This window comes from Collimonas sp. (assembly GCF_035566375.1).
Classification (GTDB): Bacteria; Pseudomonadota; Gammaproteobacteria; order Burkholderiales; family Burkholderiaceae_D; genus Collimonas.
Genome location: NZ_DATMRK010000070.1, coordinates 12,920 through 29,063, shown reverse-complemented (window position 1 = coordinate 29,063; position 16,144 = coordinate 12,920). Strand labels below are relative to the sequence as shown.

At 55.6% G+C, this 16,144-nt stretch carries 15 protein-coding genes and 1 pseudogene; 6 read left to right on the top strand and 10 right to left on the bottom strand.

Features of this window, described 5'->3' with window-relative positions:
• Positions 1-79: 79 nt before the first annotated feature.
• Positions 80-1,513 (bottom strand): pyruvate kinase, encoded by a 1,434-nt coding sequence (gene pyk / locus VNZ60_RS21270; protein ID WP_325662738.1) that lies wholly within the window; start codon positions 1,511-1,513, stop codon positions 80-82.
• 94 nt (positions 1,514-1,607) lie between these two features.
• Positions 1,608-2,798, bottom strand: a complete 1,191-nt coding sequence (locus tag VNZ60_RS21265) for a phosphoglycerate kinase (protein WP_325662736.1) — start codon at positions 2,796-2,798, stop codon at positions 1,608-1,610.
• A gap of 258 nt (positions 2,799-3,056) precedes the next feature.
• Here VNZ60_RS21265 and VNZ60_RS21260 point away from each other — a divergent pair, with 258 nt between their 5' ends.
• Genes VNZ60_RS21260 through VNZ60_RS21240 form a run of 5 tightly spaced genes read left to right on the top strand, consistent with a single transcriptional unit; the run spans position 3,057 to position 6,314 of the window.
• Positions 3,057-3,983, top strand: coding sequence for a branched-chain amino acid transaminase (locus tag VNZ60_RS21260; protein WP_325662734.1), 927 nt, complete (start codon positions 3,057-3,059; stop codon positions 3,981-3,983).
• 46 nt (positions 3,984-4,029) lie between these two features.
• On the top strand, positions 4,030-4,230 hold the full coding sequence (locus VNZ60_RS21255; RefSeq protein WP_211464447.1) for a zinc-finger domain-containing protein: 201 nt from the start codon (positions 4,030-4,032) through the stop codon (positions 4,228-4,230).
• 51 nt (positions 4,231-4,281) lie between these two features.
• A complete protein-coding gene (locus tag VNZ60_RS21250) occupies positions 4,282-4,713 on the top strand; it encodes a YybH family protein (RefSeq protein ID WP_325662731.1) in 432 nt (143 codons plus the stop codon).
• Positions 4,714-4,734: 21 nt separating this feature from the next.
• On the top strand, positions 4,735-5,718 hold the full coding sequence (locus VNZ60_RS21245) for a YheT family hydrolase (protein ID WP_325662729.1): 984 nt from the start codon (positions 4,735-4,737) through the stop codon (positions 5,716-5,718).
• Entirely contained in the window at positions 5,718-6,314 is a 597-nt protein-coding gene (locus VNZ60_RS21240) for a DUF2946 family protein (RefSeq protein WP_325662727.1), read from the top strand. The genes VNZ60_RS21245 and VNZ60_RS21240 overlap by 1 nt, the downstream gene beginning before the upstream one ends.
• A gap of 93 nt (positions 6,315-6,407) precedes the next feature.
• On the opposite strand, the gene VNZ60_RS21235 is transcribed toward VNZ60_RS21240, so the two are convergent.
• Positions 6,408-7,913 carry a M48 family metalloprotease gene (locus VNZ60_RS21235; protein ID WP_325662725.1) on the bottom strand — a complete coding sequence of 502 codons (1,506 nt, stop codon included), beginning with the start codon at positions 7,911-7,913 and terminating at the stop codon, positions 6,408-6,410.
• Between the two features lie 133 nt (positions 7,914-8,046).
• Between VNZ60_RS21235 and moaC the strand changes: the two genes are divergently transcribed.
• Complete coding sequence (gene moaC, locus VNZ60_RS21230; protein WP_325662723.1) at positions 8,047-8,547, top strand: cyclic pyranopterin monophosphate synthase MoaC; 501 nt, start codon at positions 8,047-8,049, stop codon at positions 8,545-8,547.
• Positions 8,548-8,573: 26 nt separating this feature from the next.
• On the opposite strand, the gene VNZ60_RS21225 is transcribed toward moaC, so the two are convergent.
• From VNZ60_RS21225 to VNZ60_RS21195, 7 genes and pseudogenes are all read right to left on the bottom strand, one after another.
• On the bottom strand, positions 8,574-10,082 hold the full coding sequence (locus VNZ60_RS21225; protein ID WP_325662721.1) for an O-antigen ligase family protein: 1,509 nt from the start codon (positions 10,080-10,082) through the stop codon (positions 8,574-8,576).
• 311 nt (positions 10,083-10,393) lie between these two features.
• On the bottom strand, positions 10,394-10,858 hold the full coding sequence (locus VNZ60_RS21220) for a pilin (protein ID WP_414648935.1): 465 nt from the start codon (positions 10,856-10,858) through the stop codon (positions 10,394-10,396).
• Positions 10,859-11,231: 373 nt separating this feature from the next.
• Positions 11,232-11,834, bottom strand: coding sequence for an FHA domain-containing protein (locus VNZ60_RS21215; RefSeq protein WP_325662717.1), 603 nt, complete (start codon positions 11,832-11,834; stop codon positions 11,232-11,234).
• Positions 11,835-12,069: 235 nt separating this feature from the next.
• Positions 12,070-12,834, bottom strand: a complete 765-nt coding sequence (locus tag VNZ60_RS21210) for a Stp1/IreP family PP2C-type Ser/Thr phosphatase (RefSeq protein ID WP_325662763.1) — start codon at positions 12,832-12,834, stop codon at positions 12,070-12,072.
• Between the two features lie 255 nt (positions 12,835-13,089).
• Positions 13,090-13,971: a succinate--CoA ligase subunit alpha gene (gene sucD, locus VNZ60_RS21205; protein ID WP_092355167.1), complete on the bottom strand. Its 882-nt coding sequence runs from the start codon at positions 13,969-13,971 to the stop codon at positions 13,090-13,092.
• A 20-nt stretch (positions 13,972-13,991) separates the two neighbouring features.
• Positions 13,992-15,164: pseudogene (gene sucC, locus VNZ60_RS21200) on the bottom strand (ADP-forming succinate--CoA ligase subunit beta); the annotation flags it as partial.
• Positions 15,165-15,247: 83 nt separating this feature from the next.
• Positions 15,248-15,859, bottom strand: a complete 612-nt coding sequence (locus VNZ60_RS21195; protein ID WP_325662714.1) for a DUF2889 domain-containing protein — start codon at positions 15,857-15,859, stop codon at positions 15,248-15,250.
• Positions 15,860-16,144 lie beyond the last annotated feature (285 nt).

The window sequence follows — 16,144 nt, the reverse complement described above, 5'->3', positions numbered from 1 at the left end:
GTTCAAGTTGGGCATCAATGTGAAAGAAAAGTGCCCCGACCGATTCTGCTCCAACGCATTCCGACTATTTCCGACTAATTTAATACTCGCCGATCTTCATGATCTTGAGCGCATTGGTGCCGCCGATTTGCCCCATCGGCTCGCCCCATGTGACCACCACCAGATCACCCAGTTGCACCACGCCCTTGGCCAGCAGCAAATTCTGCGCGGCTTTCAGCACTGCCTCACGGTCAGTGGATTTACCCAGTTCAAAAGTTTGCACATTGCGGTACAAGGCTGCCTTGCGCTGGGTAGCAACACTCGGGGTGAGAGCAAAAATCGGGATATCGATGTTGTGCCGGCTCATCCACAGCGGCGTCGAGCCGGATTCGGTCAGTGCCGCAATCGCCTTGACCCGCAAATGGTGCGCGGTAAACAAGGCGCCATAGGCAATCGATTGGTCGACACGGGTGAAACGGACATTCAGGAAATCGGCGTCGAGCTTGCAGTCTTCCGATTTCTCGGCTTCCAGGCAAATCGCCGCCATCGCTTCCACCGTCTCCACCGGATATTTGCCGGAAGCGGTTTCAGCCGAAGTCATTACGGCATCGGTGCCATCCAGCACAGCGTTGGCGACGTCGGATACTTCAGCCCGGGTCGGCACCGCATTGACGATCATCGATTCCATCATCTGGGTCGCGGTGATCGCCAGCTTGTTGGACGCGCGCGCCATCTTGATCATGCGCTTTTGCAGCGCCGGCACAGCGGCATTACCGACTTCCACCGCCAGGTCGCCGCGGGCCACCATGATGCCGTCGGAAGCATCGAGAATTTCTTGCAGCACCGGGATCGCTTCTGCCCGTTCGATCTTGGCGATCATCATCGGCTTGTGATCGTAAGCTTCGCCGGCCACGTTGGCCAGTTGCCGCGCCATTTCCATATCGGTAGCGTTCTTCGGGAACGACACGGCGACGTAGTCAGCCCGGAAACTCATGGCGGTCTTGATGTCGTCCATGTCCTTGGCGGTCAGCGCCGGCGCCGACAAGCCGCCGCCCTGGCGGTTGATGCCCTTGTTGTTGGACAGTTCGCCGCCGATCTTGACGACAGTGTGAATCTCGTTGCCGATGATTCTTTCGACCGTCAATACAATCAAGCCATCGTTGAGCAACAGTACGTCGGCCACTTTCAAGTCACGCGGCAAGGCTTTGTAATCGAGACCGACACGCTCCTGGCCGCCCATGGCGCAATCGGCGTCGAGAATGAATTTTTCGCCATTCTTCAATTCGATCTTGCCTTGCTCGAACTTGCCGACGCGGATTTTCGGCCCTTGCAAGTCGGCCATGATGGCGACTTGCTTGCCGCAGGCTGCAGCTACTTCACGCACCAGCTTGGCGCGATCGATATGATCCTGCCCCTTGCCATGCGAAAAATTCAGGCGCACCACATCGACCCCGGCGGTGAACATCCGCGCCAGTGTGTCGGCATCGCTAGATGCGGGTCCGATAGTGGCGACGATCTTGGTAGCTCTTTGCATGGACAACCTTTCAGTACATCATGAACAAACACCAGGACGTTGGTCGCTTCCAACCAATTGTCCGACTTGCCGCTAATAGCCCTTAGCGATGCGCCTAAGCAGCGCGTTGCAACAGAATCTCAACCGCCGGCAAGGTCTTGCCTTCCAGGAATTCCAGGAAAGCGCCGCCGCCGGTGGAGATATAACCGATCTTGTCGGTAATCTTGTATTTGGCAATCGCCGCCAGCGTATCGCCGCCGCCGGCAATCGAAAATGCCTTGGAGCCGGCAATCGCCAGCGCCAGCGTCTTGGTGCCTTCGCCGAACTGGTCGAATTCAAACACGCCGACCGGACCGTTCCAGACGATGGTACCGGCCTGGCTGATTTGCGCCGCCAGCATCGCCGCAGTCTTGGGGCCGATGTCCAGGATCAGGTCATCGTCAGCCACATCGCCGACATCCTTGACCTGTGCCGCCGCAGTCGGTGAAAACTCCTTGGCGCACACAACATCCACCGGAATCGGCACCGAAGCGCCGCGTTTGGCCATCATCTCGATAATGGCTTTGGCTTCATCGACCAGATCCGGTTCCGCCAGCGATTTGCCGATTTTCAAGCCGCTGGCCAGCAAGAAGGTATTGGCGATGCCGCCGCCGACGATCAGATTGTCGACCTTGTCAGCCAGCGCTTTCAATATAGTCAGCTTGCTCGATACCTTGGAGCCGGCAACGATCGCCACCAGTGGCCGCGCCGGCTGGTTCAAGGCTTTGCCCAAAGCATCCAGTTCAGCCGCCAGCAACGGGCCGGCGCATGCGATCGGCGCAAATTTGGCGATGCCGTGAGTGGTGGCTTCGGCCCGATGGGCTGTGCCGAAAGCGTCGTTTACATAGATATCGCAGAGCTTGGCGATCTTTTGCGCCAGCTCGTCGCTGTTCTTTTTCTCGCCCTTGTTGACGCGGCAATTTTCCAGCAACACCACCTGGCCCGGCGCCACTTCCACGCCATCGACCCAGTTCTGGCGCAACTCAACCGACTGCCCCAGCAATTCCGCCAGACGCCTGGCGATAGGCGCCAGCGAATCTTCCGGCTTGAATTCGCCTTCGACCGGACGTCCAAGATGTGAAGTCACCATCACCGCCGCTCCCGCGTCAAGCGCCTGGCGAATCGCCGGCACTGAAGCGCGCACGCGCGTATCTTCAGTAATATTGCCGGCCGCGTCTTGCGGCACATTGAGGTCGGCACGGATAAACACGCGCTTGCCTTGCAGCTGGTGTTGCGCGATCAAGTCGCTTAGTCGATTGAATTTCATGTCGATCAGACAATATCAGTGAGGAAAAGTCGCTATTTTACTCCAGCAGCCTCCGGCAAAACATGGTTTTGCGCACATAGCGCTTCTCAAAACGCGGATGCCCAGACCAATATTCTACAGAGTAGGCCTCGTCGAATCCGTTAAAATGTCACTTTAACGCTAGGAATCTGCCGATGCAGCGAATGGCGAGCGGCCGCCAGCCGCCACGGCTTCGTTGTCAATTCGGCAGCTCTGATTTTATTTACTGGAGAGTAAAACATGTCCATGGATGACCGCGACGGCAAGATCTGGAAAGACGGCAAACTGATAGACTGGCGCGACGCCAATATCCATGTCCTGACCCATTCGCTGCACTACGGCATGGCGGTTTTCGAGGGCGTGCGCGCCTATAAGACAGATCAAGGCGCGGCGATTTTCCGCTTGAAAGAACACACTCAGCGCCTGCTGAATTCGGCCAAGATTTTCCAGATGCAAGTGCCTTACGATCTGCAAACCCTGATCGATGCGCAAATCCAGGTGGTGCGCGAGAACCAGCTGGACTCCTGCTATATGCGGCCGCTGATCTGGATCGGTTCGGAAAAGCTCGGCATCGCCGCCAAGGGCAACACGATCCACGTCGCGATTGCCGCCTGGCCGTGGGGCGCCTACCTGGGCGAAGACGGCCTGGCAAAAGGCATACGCGTCAAGACTTCTTCATTCAGCCGCCATCACGTCAATGTTTCGCTGGTGCGCGCCAAAGCCAGCGGCTATTACATCAATTCCATCCTGGCGAACCAGGAAGCACTGACCGACGGTTACGACGAGGCACTGCTGCTGGATACCGACGGCTACGTCTCGGAAGGCTCCGGCGAAAACGTGTTTATCGTCAGGAACGGCAAGATCTACACCCCCGACCTGGCCTCCTGCCTGGACGGCATCACCCGTGACGCCGTGCTGACCATGGCGCGCGACAACGGCATCGAAGTCATCGAAAAGCGCATCACTCGCGATGAAATGTATTGCGCCGATGAAGCCTTCTTCACCGGCACCGCCGCAGAAATCACGCCGATCCGCGAACTCGACAATCGCACCATAGGCGAAGGCAAGCGCGGCCCGATCACTGAAAAATTGCAGGCCATGTTCTTCGATGTGGTGGCAGGCAAGTCGGACAAATATAAACACTGGCTTACCGTAGTCGGACAATAAGCCAGCATCAGTACTCAATACAGCACAAGTAATTTTGGAGAAGCAGATGAACACAGCAACAAACCTTCAGACCCCGGTAGAACTCGACGGCAAGGATTTGCCGGCGCATTGCCCTAACCCGCTGATGCCGACCTGGTCGTCGCATCCCCGGGTGTTCCTCAACCTCGATAGCAGCGGCAGCGCCAAATGCCCATATTGCGGCACGCAATACCGGCTGAAACCGGGCGCCGTGATCAAAGGCCATTGATCGAAACCAAGGGAGCGCAGCTCCCTTTTTTGATGACAGCACGGAGGCCATATGCCGCACGCCAAATTCATGCATGGTTCAGCCGAAGAAACCGAAACCGCTTTTTACGACGCCATGAGCCGGGCCGATATCGAGGCCATGATGGCCTTGTGGGCCGATGACGATGAGATCGTCTGCATCCATCCGAATGCGCCGCGGCTGCATGGGCATGCGGCGATCCGGGCGGCTTTCGAAAGCCTGTTCGAACGCGGCGGCGTGCATATCCGTGCGCGCCATCTGCACGTGACACATAATATGTCGACCAGTATCCATAACCTGGTGGAAGAGTTGCATCAAGCCAGCGACGCCGATCGGGAGATGCATATCCTGGCGACCAATATCTATATGAAGACACCGCGCGGCTGGCGCATCGTGCTGCATCACGCCTCGGTAGCGCCAGGTGCGGCGCCCGACGAAACCGTTTCCAACACCACCTTGCACTGAACAGGAGCAGCACAGAATAGTATGCGTTCTTCCGTCTCACCCAGCTCCTCAACCAGCTTCTACCCCGCGCCGTTATGGCTGCCCGGCGGTCACCTGCAAACCATTTACCCTGCCACCTGTATCAGCAAACCGGCAGTCGCCTACCGGCGCGAGCGCTGGGATACGCCGGACGGCGATTTCATCGATATCGATTTTATCGACGGCCAGCCCGGGCAGCCGCTGGTGGTGCTGTTTCACGGCCTGGAAGGTTCTTCCGACAGCCATTACAGCCGCGCCTTGATGGCGCAACTGGTGACGCTGGGCTGGTCCGGCGCAGTACCGCATTTCCGCGGCTGTTCCGGCGAAATCAATCAGGCGCCGCGCTTTTATCATTCCGGCGACGCCGAAGAAGTCGATTGGATATTGCGCCGCCTGCTCGCCAGCCGCGCGATCAAGCAATTCGGCAAACTGTATGCGACCGGGGTTTCGCTCGGCGGCAATGCGCTGCTGCGCTGGCTCGGCGAATCTCAGCACCAGGCGGAAATCGTCGACGCCGCCTGCGCCATTTCCGCCCCGCTGGATCTGGCCGGCGGTGGCGCCGCCCTGTCGCATGGCTTCAACATGGTGTACACCCGCTCCTTCCTGCGCACCATGAAAAGCAAGTCGCTCGACAAACTGCAGCAATTCCCGCGCCTGTTCGACCGCGAAAAAATGCTGCGCGCGCGCGACCTGTACGAGTTCGACAACATCGTCACCGCGCCCTTGCACGGTTTCCGCGACACCGACGATTACTGGCATCGCGCCAGCGCCAAGCTGGTGATGAACGACATCACCGTGCCGACGCTGGTGCTCAACGCCCGCAACGATCCATTCCTGCCGCCGCAACATTTGCCGCCCAAGGCCGCCGCCAGCGTCACCCTCGAATACCCGGAACAAGGCGGCCACGTCGGCTTCGCCACCGGCAACCCGCCCGGCCGGCTCGATTGGCTGCCGCAGCACATGCTGCGTTTTTTGCAGGATAACTAATGGATCAAGTCGTCGCTCAAGCCATGCTCAAATGGCCGGATGTTCCGCATTGCTATGGCTGGCTGGGCCTCGACGCGCGCGGCGCCTGGCGCATGCGCGATGAAACAGCGCAGCGCCAGAACCTCCCCGGCGACAAGATCATGCATGCGGCGCTGGCCGGTTTTATCAACCGCAATTACAGCGCCGACCAGCAAGGCTGCTGGTACTTCCAGAACGGCCCGCAACGGGTGTATGTCGATCTCGAGCTGACGCCCTATATCGCCCATACTGATCCGGCCCGAGGTTTTGTCTTGCAAACCGGCGAGCCAATGGCGGCAATCAATGCCGTCATGCTGACCGAACAAGGCCGGCTGCTGCTAATCGCGCCAGGCCAGGTTGCAGCAATCGACGATCGCGATCTAGCGCAATGCCTGGCAGACCTACGCATGGATGGAGAAACCGTCAGCGACGAAGCCCTGCTCGAATGGATGACGACCCCGTCAGAGCATCAAATCCTCACATGGCAGAAAACAGGAACAACATTACCCGTCGCCCACATCGCCACAGAAAATATCGCAACCCATTTCGGTTTTATACAAAAACCCCGCCAGACATAGTTAAATGGGGTCAGAGTTTTTTTTACGACACGTTACATCGTCGTAAAATTACTCTGACCCCACTTAACGGCCCACGAAGCAAAAACCTCAGCACTAACGCTCCTTAGAAGCCTTCAACTCCTCCTTCCACCGCTCCTGCAACTCCCGCTCCCGCGCATCAATCATAGACTGATCATAAAACCCCGCATCCCCCGAATCCCGCGCAATCCGCAACTGATCCAGCGCCGCCGGCACACTCCCAGTCAACACATAAGACTCCGCCAAAGCCATATGCTGCAAGGCCCGCTTGCCCTGCGCCGAATACGCCTTAGCCAGCAAATCCTGCACATCCGCATCCTGACGATACAACCGAGCTTGCTCGCGCAAATATTTGGTAGCTTCGTCCAAACGCCTGGCAGCAATCAACACCCGCGCATACTGATGCGCCAAGCCACGCGACAAGGGATATTGAATCTGCGCCTGTTGCACCAGCTTCAAGGCATCCGCCTCGCGCTTGGTGGCCAGCATGATCTCCACCCCCAGATCGGTCAGCACCAGGCTTTGTTTTGCCGGCGACGCCGCCGCCACAGCCTGTTGCAGCAAATCCTCCGCCTGCGCATAGGCCTCACGCTTGAACGCCAGGAAAGCCATGCCATATTTAGCGGCAACGATTTGCTGCTTGGTATTTTGCTGCAGCTGCGCATCGAAAACGAACTGGGCCTCACGCCGGCCCTGCTCGGTATCGTCTTGCAACACTCGTACACGGGCGCGTATCAATTGGAAATCCATACTATCCGCGTGCTGCCGATAACGCTGCTCGCGGATGCGCGCCTCGATATCGGCAATCCGCTCGGTGGTCAGCGGATGCGTCAGCAGATACGGCGGGACCACATCCGAATAATTGCGCGAAGCGGTTTGCATGCGCCCGAAAAAAGCCACCATGCCGCTGGTCTCAAAACCGCCCGAGTCCAGAATCGACAGACCGATACGATCCGCCTCGCGCTCGGCGTCGCGGCTGAAATTCAACTGCCTTTGCATCGCCAGCCCGGTGCCGCCCATCATCACCGCCGCGCCGGCGTCGCTGCTGCCGCGCATGGTCAGCGCCCCCAGCAGCATAGCGGCCAGGGCAATCATCGAATCCTGCTTCTGACTGCCCACCATGCGTGCGATATGACGCTGCGCCACATGGCCGATTTCATGCGCCAGCACCGAAGCCAGTTCCGATTCGCTTTGCGCCGCCAATATCAAACCGGAATGGACGCCGATAAAACCGCCCGGCAAGGCAAACGCATTCAAGACCGGATCACGCACCGCAAAGAAGAAAAAATCGAAGCCGGCCTCGCCGCGCACTTCGGGCCGGGCCGCAACCAGGGTCCAGCCGAAGTTGTTCAGATACTCCAGCAGCGGAGCATCGTTCATGTAATCGGGATCGCGCCGGATATCGTGCATGACTTCTTCGCCCAGCTTGCGCTCCATCAACGGCGACAGCGATTCACGCGAGGTATCGCCCAGGGTTGGCAGGTTTTGGGCCGCCGTTGCGGTCATGGCCGGCAGCACGCAACAGACGCTTAGCAGCGCTGCCAGCAGTGTCCGCAGTGGAAGTTGCTTGGGTCGCGTCATCGAATGCTGGCTAGTGTCAAAATCACGATGCTATGATACTAACAGAGGATAATTGTTCCAAATTCAGCAAGTGGCCTCGGGCGGATAAAAATCCGGATCGGGCCTGACCACATCATCTAAAGAAAATACCGCCATGATCAATAAAATCCCTGCAGAACCCAAGCTGACCCACTTCGACTCATCCGGGCAGGCCCACATGGTCGATGTCGGCGGCAAGGACGACACCCACCGCATCGCCGTCGCCAGCGGTTGCATTCGCATGAAAGCCGAGACCGTGGCACTGATCCAGTCGGGCACGGCAAAAAAAGGCGATGTACTGGGGATTGCCCGGATTGCCGCCATCATGGCCACTAAACGTACCAGCGATCTGATTCCCTTGTGCCATCCTTTGGCGCTAACGCGAGTGACGGTCGATTTCGGTATTGATGAAAGCGCTTCCAGCATTAGCTGTCATGCGCAAGCGGAAACGATGGGCAAGACCGGCGTGGAAATGGAAGCGCTGACCGCGGTGCAGATCGGTTTATTGACGATCTATGACATGTGTAAGGCAGTGGATAGGGGAATGGTGATTACCGACGTGCGGGTGATGGAAAAGCATGGCGGCAAGTCGGGGGACTGGGTAGCGGAGCTATGAGTTAGTCTAAATTGCTCTTTTCATCATCAAAAATAGCCGCCCGCCCAAATTCGTGGCCGTAGCACTGGATTTACATACAGGTCCCTCTGCAGACTCTGCTCTTCATAAAAAGGTAAATCGCCAATTTCGGGCCACAAGCCATTACAAACAAAATAGATCAAGACCAACGCACCAATCACGCCGCACAGACGTACAGCTACGGGCAGACGTACGTTACCGGTTGTTTGTGCCGGCGTCATCGAAACAGACCATCCCCAAGCGCAGCCAATATACAAGGCAATCCATAATTGACTGCTTGGCATCACAATCAAACCGGACACCAAACTATCCACGAGTATTGCAATACCGATTGTCAGCCACGCAGCTAGTGCGAAATGATTTTGTGTGTCAGTGGATACCAAATACTGGCGCACCATCAGCAATTTTCTAATGGCAAGCACAATCGCCGCCACCAGACAAAGCAACGCAGGAATACCCCACTCAGACGCAATCTGCAGTATCCAATTGTGTGGATGCGCTCCGTTTTGTATGGAACGGCCAAAATGCGCGAAGTGCAGAGGCCCGGCGCCAAGCCAGGGATGCGCAACGATCATTTCCCATGCGCGTGTCCAGAGCTCCCAACGATTGGAATCTGGGTTTTCGATTGATCGCTTTACTACGGAAAACAAAAACCCGAATGGCGCCAGGCCCAGTGCCATTGGAATCAGCACATAAAAAAATAGGTATCCAACCAGGCCAGTGAGCGCGGTAAATAACATCAGGCGACACCAAGGGAAAGCATCTTTTCGCAGATAAACGGCAACTACACATATACCCGCGAGCAAACCGACAAAAGTACCGCGCCCAGCGGAAACCAGCAGTAAAGTCCACCATGCCGATATCACGAACCAGCAAAATATTTTCTGCTTGCGGCTATTGCAGCGAATTGTGAATAACGCCAGCAATGGCAAAGTAATAGTCTGAACGTGATTGAAAAACCGATAGTTGCTATAGCCAAAAATGAGCGCATCGTTCGGAGGTTGGCTACCGATAAAGAATATCGCAATGTATATGATGAATGTTATCGAAACATAAACAGCGACACCCGACATGCACAAAAGCAGGACCCTATCCAACAAAGCATTTCCCTTAGCCGCGATATCGGTGGCAACTATCATCGACATGATCATCAACAAAAGAAAGTTAGCCCACTCAAACATGGCATATCGCGTTGAATAAGCAATAGCTGCGGATGCAATGCCAAGTACAAAGAATAGCACCAAAAAAAACAACAAATGCCGGTCAAATAATTGCTGCCTTTTTTCTCCATATCCCATAAACAGGGACGCCGAGCCAAAAAGTGCGGACAAGACGACACAAAAGATTTCGATAATTCTTTGATTGTCATGATAGCCGGCACCATTTACCAAATCCAAGTGCAATAACGGGCCAAGTGCCGCAGCAAAAGCAATCAATACCGAAATTGATAACCTTGATGAGACAATCGAAATCCGGCTAGCCGCTAGCGAGGTATTTGTTCCTTGAACGCTTGGCACATCGAATCCTTAGAGAAAATCATATAAGCACAATGAGCATGCGGGTTGAAACTACCGTGCCGCAAAACCAAGAAGACAAGCTTATGTCCACAACAATTTCTTGAGCCAAAATAGTCGGTCGAGCACATAGCTCCGAGACTAAACCAAATCCGGCTTGCCTCTGCCGTTATCTAAAACTTCATGCTGGAACGACTAAAACATGCGGCAGATGACCGCATGCTTTGAGTCAACCGATAAGAAAAAACACCTCCGAAATATCGGAGGTGTTTTTAACGGGTACAGCTACGTAATTACTGTTTGCATTACACGAATTAGCTAGCAGTGAAACCCGTCTTGGATTTAGTGCAGGTTGCAGTTTTAGTAGTGATATAAGACCATGATACTGAACTGGTCCCGTTAAGAGTAGGAGTGATAGTTACGGTACAGCCGCCAACGGAAGCATTACCAACCAATGTTATCGCCTTGGCAACAGTGGTGCCATAATCGGCACTAGCCAGATTGTTTGCGGCCGTAGGGAAGGCTGCTGCGCCCATGGTTGCTGTGACATTAGCCGAAGTGTCGCACAGGTTAGTAAAAGTATTGTTATTATTTTGCAGACATTCGGCAATGATCAATTTATACGACTCAACCTGCGAAATATTGTCTTGCCATTTGGCACGGCTGACGTAATCCTGATACTGAGGAATGGCAATTGCCGCCAGGATACCAATAATCGCAACAACGATCATCAATTCGATCAGGGTAAAACCGCGCTGTACGCGCTTAATCATTTTCATCGATTTCATTTGTTTCTCCAGTTAATAAAAAGGGGCTGCACTACACGGGGTATAGAGCAATGTCTGTGCCAGTGGAAACTTTCGGGATTTAGTGGATTTGCGCTGTGGAAAGTGAGGAAATTTGGCAGATTCCCGATGTTGTGCTGACAAAGTTTGTCACAAAGAAATATGGCCATTCATCATTGACGATTTCGCCCGCTACTTAAAGCATGCGCAATTACCGGGATAAATAAAACCGGCAATAATCTTAAATATCGACGGAACGCCATGCCACAAGATTATTTCGTTGCAGTGTGGACAAGAGGTATGATGGATGACTTGTGCTGCAAGGAAATGGTGACAAAAAATATTGCTTGCCGACATCACCAACAGACTAAACAGCCTTCCAGGAAAATCGCATCAGAGTTCCTGCAATATCAATCACATCGTCATCCTTGAGCGCCCGTGCACCGGCGCTTAATGGGGTGTCATTGACCCGAGTATAAGTCTGCCCTTCAACATGGGTCAACTCGTAGCCGTGCGGCCGACGTGTCACAATCGCCACCTGAATGCCAGGACGACCAATCGTAGTCAAAACCTTAGTCAGCAGCATTTCCTTACCAGCACTAGGCCCGTCCAGCACGGTAATGGTGGCGTCCGGCCGCGGCACCGGAAACATCTTCGGCCGGTTGTCCTTGATTTCTTCGTCCGTATCGACCTGGTACAACAGCTTGTACCTGGCCATCTGGATCACATCGTTATGCTGTAGAAAATGCTTGGTGACCGGATGGCCGTTGACCTGGGTGCCGTTGGTGCTGTTGAGGTCTTCCAGAAACGAATCGTTGTAGATAGTGATGATGACCGCATGCTCGCCGCTGATGGCGAGGTTATCAATGACCAGGTCATTGTGGGCGCGGCGGCCGATGGTGGTGCGCTCTTTGGTGAGCGTCATCTCTTGTATCACGGTGCCGCCTTTGGTCAGGATGATCTTCGCCATTCCTATCTCTCTTGGGAAACGCTATCTGTAAGTTAATTTAAAACCATGCTGCGGATCTGGCCATATCCACAGTTATCGCAGTTATTGGTGTTGGCGTTGCTCAAACATCCGGTTTTGCATACTTCACCCCCCCCCCCAGTTTAATGTTGTTTCGGGGCAATGATACTCAAATTTCGGGATTTATATTGCGAGTTTGCCGATCGCGCTTGCCGTCGGCCTCCAGCAGCAATTTGGCTTACTCCTCGTCCGGCACCCTGATCAGGATCACCGACACATTATCCTGGCCGCCAGACGCATTGGCCGCATTGATAAGCATGGTGCATGCCATCTTCAGATCGCCCTGGGCGTCGCTGACGATGTTGAAGATATCCTCATCGCCGATCCGGTCCGACAAGCCGTCGGAACACAGCAGGTAAAGATCGCCGGCTTGCACCTCATGCTGATGGACTTCCACCACCAGTTGGTAGTCGATGCCGACGGCGCGCGTAACGATGTTGCGGTTGAGGGCGAATTGCGCATCTTCGGCGCGGATCAGGCCGGCGTCGATCTGTTCTTGCAGCAGGGAGTGGTCGCGCGTCAGTTGCTCCAGCAGGCCGTCGCGGATGCGATAGGCACGCGAATCGCCGACATGGGCGATGCCGACGCTGCCCAGCGGATCGAACCAGGCCACCACCAGGGTGGTGCCCATGCCGCGATATTCCGGCTCGCGGCGGGCGGCGTTGATGATGGTGCTGTTGGCCTGGCGCACCGCCTGCATCAGCCACTGGCGGACCGGCAGCTCGGCCTCCGGCTTTTGCAGACGGCGGTATTCCTGCAGCTGGCTTTCGATTTCTTCCTGGATGGCGACGGTGGCGATGCTGCTGGCGACTTCGCCGGCGTTGTAGCCGCCCATGCCGTCGGCCAGGATCGCCAGCTGCAAGACAGCGTCGACCACGACGGTGTCTTCGTTTTGTACTCGCACCATACCAATATCCGTTTTGGCGGCAAACTCAAGCGGCATATGTCGAGACATGATCGATAAATAGTTATGGCAGATCAAACGATTGCCTTGTTACAAGCATTTTCCTTGGTTCTGCAGGGGACGGCAAGACAAATTGCAAAGTCGGCGGCGGCCCGGCCCCGGGATGCGACAGCCGCAATCCATTGCCGGATTGTGCACGCCAATAAAAAAGGGAGCCGAAGCTCCCTTTCCATTTCATCTTGCTGACAGGTATTTATCTATACGATAAACCCCTGCCTTGCCATTCAGCGCAACTTACAGCATCGCCTTCAGCAAACGCGCCATTTCCGATGGATTCTTGGTCACGGTGATGCCACACGCTTCCATGATGTCCAGCTTGGCTTGCGCAGTATCGGCGCCGCCCGAGATCAGCGCGCCGGCATGGCCCATGCGCTTGCCCGGAGGAGCGGTAACACCAGCGATGAAGCTGACTACCGGCTTCTTCATGTTGTCCTTGATCCAGTAAGCGGCGTTAGCTTCGTCCGGACCGCCGATTTCACCGATCATGATGACAGCGTCGGTTTCTGGATCATCGTTGAACATTTTCATGATGTCGATGTGCTTCAAGCCATTGATCGGATCGCCGCCGATGCCGACTGCCGACGATTGGCCCAGGCCCAGTGCGGTCAATTGACCGACTGCTTCATAAGTCAGGGTACCGGAGCGCGAAACCACGCCGATACGGCCCTTCTTGTGGATATGGCCTGGCATGATGCCGATCTTGATTTCGTCCGGCGTGATCAAGCCTGGGCAGTTCGGGCCCAGCAGCAAGGTCTTGCTGCCGGCTTTTGCCATGCGGTCTTTCAATGCCAGCATATCGCGTACCGGGATGCCTTCGGTAATGCAGATGGCCAGGTCGAGTTCGGCTTCGACGGCTTCCCAGATAGCAGCGGCTGCACCGGCAGGCGGCACATAGATCACCGAGACGTTGGCGCCGGTGGCGGCCTTGGCTTCGGAAACGTTAGCGAAAATCGGGATGCCTTCGAAATCTTCGCCAGCTTTTTTCGGATTCACGCCAGCGACAAAAGCGTTCTTGCCGTTTGCGTAGTCGCGGCAGCCGCGGGTGTGGAATTGGCCGGTCTTGCCGGTAATGCCTTGGGTGACGACTTTAGTGTCTTTGTTGATCAGGATCGACATATCTGTTCCTAGTTATTTACTTATTTACCGTTGGCCGCAGCAACAACCTTCTGCGCCGCTTCTTCCATGCTGTCCGCCGAGATGATCGGCAGGCCGGAGTCGGCCAGCATTTTCTTGCCGATTTCTTCGTTGGTGCCCTTCATGCGGACCACCAGCGGCACCGACAGGTGCACTGCCTTGGAAGCCGCAATCACGCCTTCTGCGATCACGTCGCAACGCATGATGCCGCCGAAAATGTTGACCAGGATGGCTTTCAAGCCCGGATTCGTCAGCATCAGCTTGAATGCTTCAGTCACTTTCTCAGTGGTGGCGCCGCCGCCGACGTCGAGGAAGTTGGCAGGTTCGCCGCCGAACAGCTTGATGGTGTCCATGGTGGCCATGGCCAGGCCGGCGCCGTTCACCAGGCAACCGATATTGCCGTCGAGCGAGATGTAAGCCAGATCGAACTTGGAAGCTTCGATTTCAGCTGGATCTTCTTCGTCCAGGTCGCGATAGGCAACGATTTCAGGATGGCGGTACAAGGCATTCGAGTCAAAGTTGAACTTGGCGTCCAGAGCGATAACCTTGCCGGAGCCGGTGACGATCAGCGGGTTGATTTCAGCCAGCGAGGAATCGGTATCCCAGTAGGCCTTGTACAGACCTTGCAATTGCTTGCGGGCGTCAGCGATCGAGCCGGCAGGTACGCCGATCTTGGTCGAGATGCTGTCTGCTTCAGCGTCGGTCAGGCCGGTGGCCGGATCGATGACCACTTGATGAATCTTTTCCGGGTGGCTGGCAGCCACTTCTTCGATGTCCATGCCGCCTTCGCTGGATGCCATCAGCACCACACGTTGGCTGACGCGGTCAGTCACCATACTTACGTACAGTTCTTGTTTGATGTCAGCGCCTTCTTCGATCAGCAGGCGACGGACTTTCTGGCCTTCTGGTCCGGTTTGATGCGTGATCAGTTGCATGCCGAGAATCTGGCCGGCGTATTCACGCACTTGTTCCAGCGACTTGGCAACTTTCACGCCGCCGCCCTTGCCGCGACCGCCGGCATGGATCTGGGCCTTAACCACCCACACCGAACCGCCGAGCGTTTCGGCTGCCTTGACCGCGTCATCGACGCTCAGGCACGGGATGCCACGCGGTGTTGTCACGCCGAACTGGCGGAGAATTTCCTTACCCTGATACTCATGGATCTTCATACGAGCTTCCCTTCTGACACTTAATTAAATGAAATTGCTTGGTTGGATAAATGTGGTTCTAAATGCGTTTGTTCTAAATGCGGTGGTTCTCAATGCGTTGCTTCTAAAAAATGCGGTGATTCTGGCGTCGATTCGATGTCGACTTTTGCTGGTGAGCTGCTTGCCCACTTCGGATAATATTTGGCGACAACTGCGCCATCACTACGTAGAGCATGGCAGCGATCGAGCTGGGGCGGCTTCTTTGGCTCCGCAGCCGGGTCACTCTGGCGATCTATCTCGGCGCCGAAAGCCTGCAATGCGGCGGTCGGCAATATCTGCGCCAGCTCGGTCAAATGGGTGCAGCCGAGCGCGCCGCCCATGCGCTCCTTGAGCGTGTGGCGAAATCCTTTGACCAGGCTCAGGCCGATCAGTTTCTTGTAATCCGGTTCGATGGTGTTGCAATGATTGCTGTAAGGCACCGCTTCGGAGTGAGCCTCGGCGCCAACGATGACGAACTGGCGATCCAGCGTCAGCCTTAGCCACAGACTGTGTAGGGGCTGGCCTGCCGGCAGATTGCCGGATGGCAGAGCAAGATCGAAAGGTTTGGTATCGGTAACATGAGCGTCGATTTCCCATAGGTCGTCATCACGTACGAACGCGTCGATGTGAATCGCGCGGGTGTGCTTTAACGCTCGGCGGGAAATGGAGGTTGTCAGAGACATATTGATGGACTGATTTGCGTATCGTTACCACAGTTTCTATGGTAACTGCCGCTCCTGCGGTTTGCAAAAAACCCCAAAAGTGTAGCACAGCTTGCGCTGCTTCGCCCCCCAATTGTTATTGACTGTGTTGCAGTTCCGGCGAGCCTGGCTCTTGTAAGCTGACGAGGTGGGGTCTTGTGCCGCAGGCAGAGTCGCATAAATCAGGGGCACCTCGAATATTCCGGCTTCGAAGAAACTTTTGCATTCTCAGAAGCCGCCTCCGGTTACGTGTGATATTGCACCGCA

Excerpts from the sequence above, each read along its gene's own strand:
- pyk (WP_325662738.1), bottom strand. The coding sequence starts at position 1,513 with ATGCAAAGAGCTACCAAGATCGTCGCCACTATCGGACCCGCATCTAGC.
- VNZ60_RS21265 (WP_325662736.1), bottom strand. The coding sequence starts at position 2,798 with ATGAAATTCAATCGACTAAGCGACTTGATCGCGCAACACCAGCTGCAA.
- VNZ60_RS21260 (WP_325662734.1), top strand. The coding sequence starts at position 3,057 with ATGTCCATGGATGACCGCGACGGCAAGATCTGGAAAGACGGCAAACTG.
- VNZ60_RS21255 (WP_211464447.1), top strand. The coding sequence starts at position 4,030 with ATGAACACAGCAACAAACCTTCAGACCCCGGTAGAACTCGACGGCAAG.
- VNZ60_RS21250 (WP_325662731.1), top strand. The coding sequence starts at position 4,282 with ATGCCGCACGCCAAATTCATGCATGGTTCAGCCGAAGAAACCGAAACC.
- VNZ60_RS21245 (WP_325662729.1), top strand. The coding sequence starts at position 4,735 with ATGCGTTCTTCCGTCTCACCCAGCTCCTCAACCAGCTTCTACCCCGCG.
- VNZ60_RS21240 (WP_325662727.1), top strand. The coding sequence starts at position 5,718 with ATGGATCAAGTCGTCGCTCAAGCCATGCTCAAATGGCCGGATGTTCCG.
- VNZ60_RS21235 (WP_325662725.1), bottom strand. The coding sequence starts at position 7,913 with ATGACGCGACCCAAGCAACTTCCACTGCGGACACTGCTGGCAGCGCTG.
- moaC (WP_325662723.1), top strand. The coding sequence starts at position 8,047 with ATGATCAATAAAATCCCTGCAGAACCCAAGCTGACCCACTTCGACTCA.
- VNZ60_RS21220 (WP_414648935.1), bottom strand. The coding sequence starts at position 10,858 with ATGAAAATGATTAAGCGCGTACAGCGCGGTTTTACCCTGATCGAATTG.
- VNZ60_RS21215 (WP_325662717.1), bottom strand. The coding sequence starts at position 11,834 with ATGGCGAAGATCATCCTGACCAAAGGCGGCACCGTGATACAAGAGATG.
- VNZ60_RS21210 (WP_325662763.1), bottom strand. The coding sequence starts at position 12,834 with ATGCCGCTTGAGTTTGCCGCCAAAACGGATATTGGTATGGTGCGAGTA.
- sucD (WP_092355167.1), bottom strand. The coding sequence starts at position 13,971 with ATGTCGATCCTGATCAACAAAGACACTAAAGTCGTCACCCAAGGCATT.
- VNZ60_RS21195 (WP_325662714.1), bottom strand. The coding sequence starts at position 15,859 with ATGTCTCTGACAACCTCCATTTCCCGCCGAGCGTTAAAGCACACCCGC.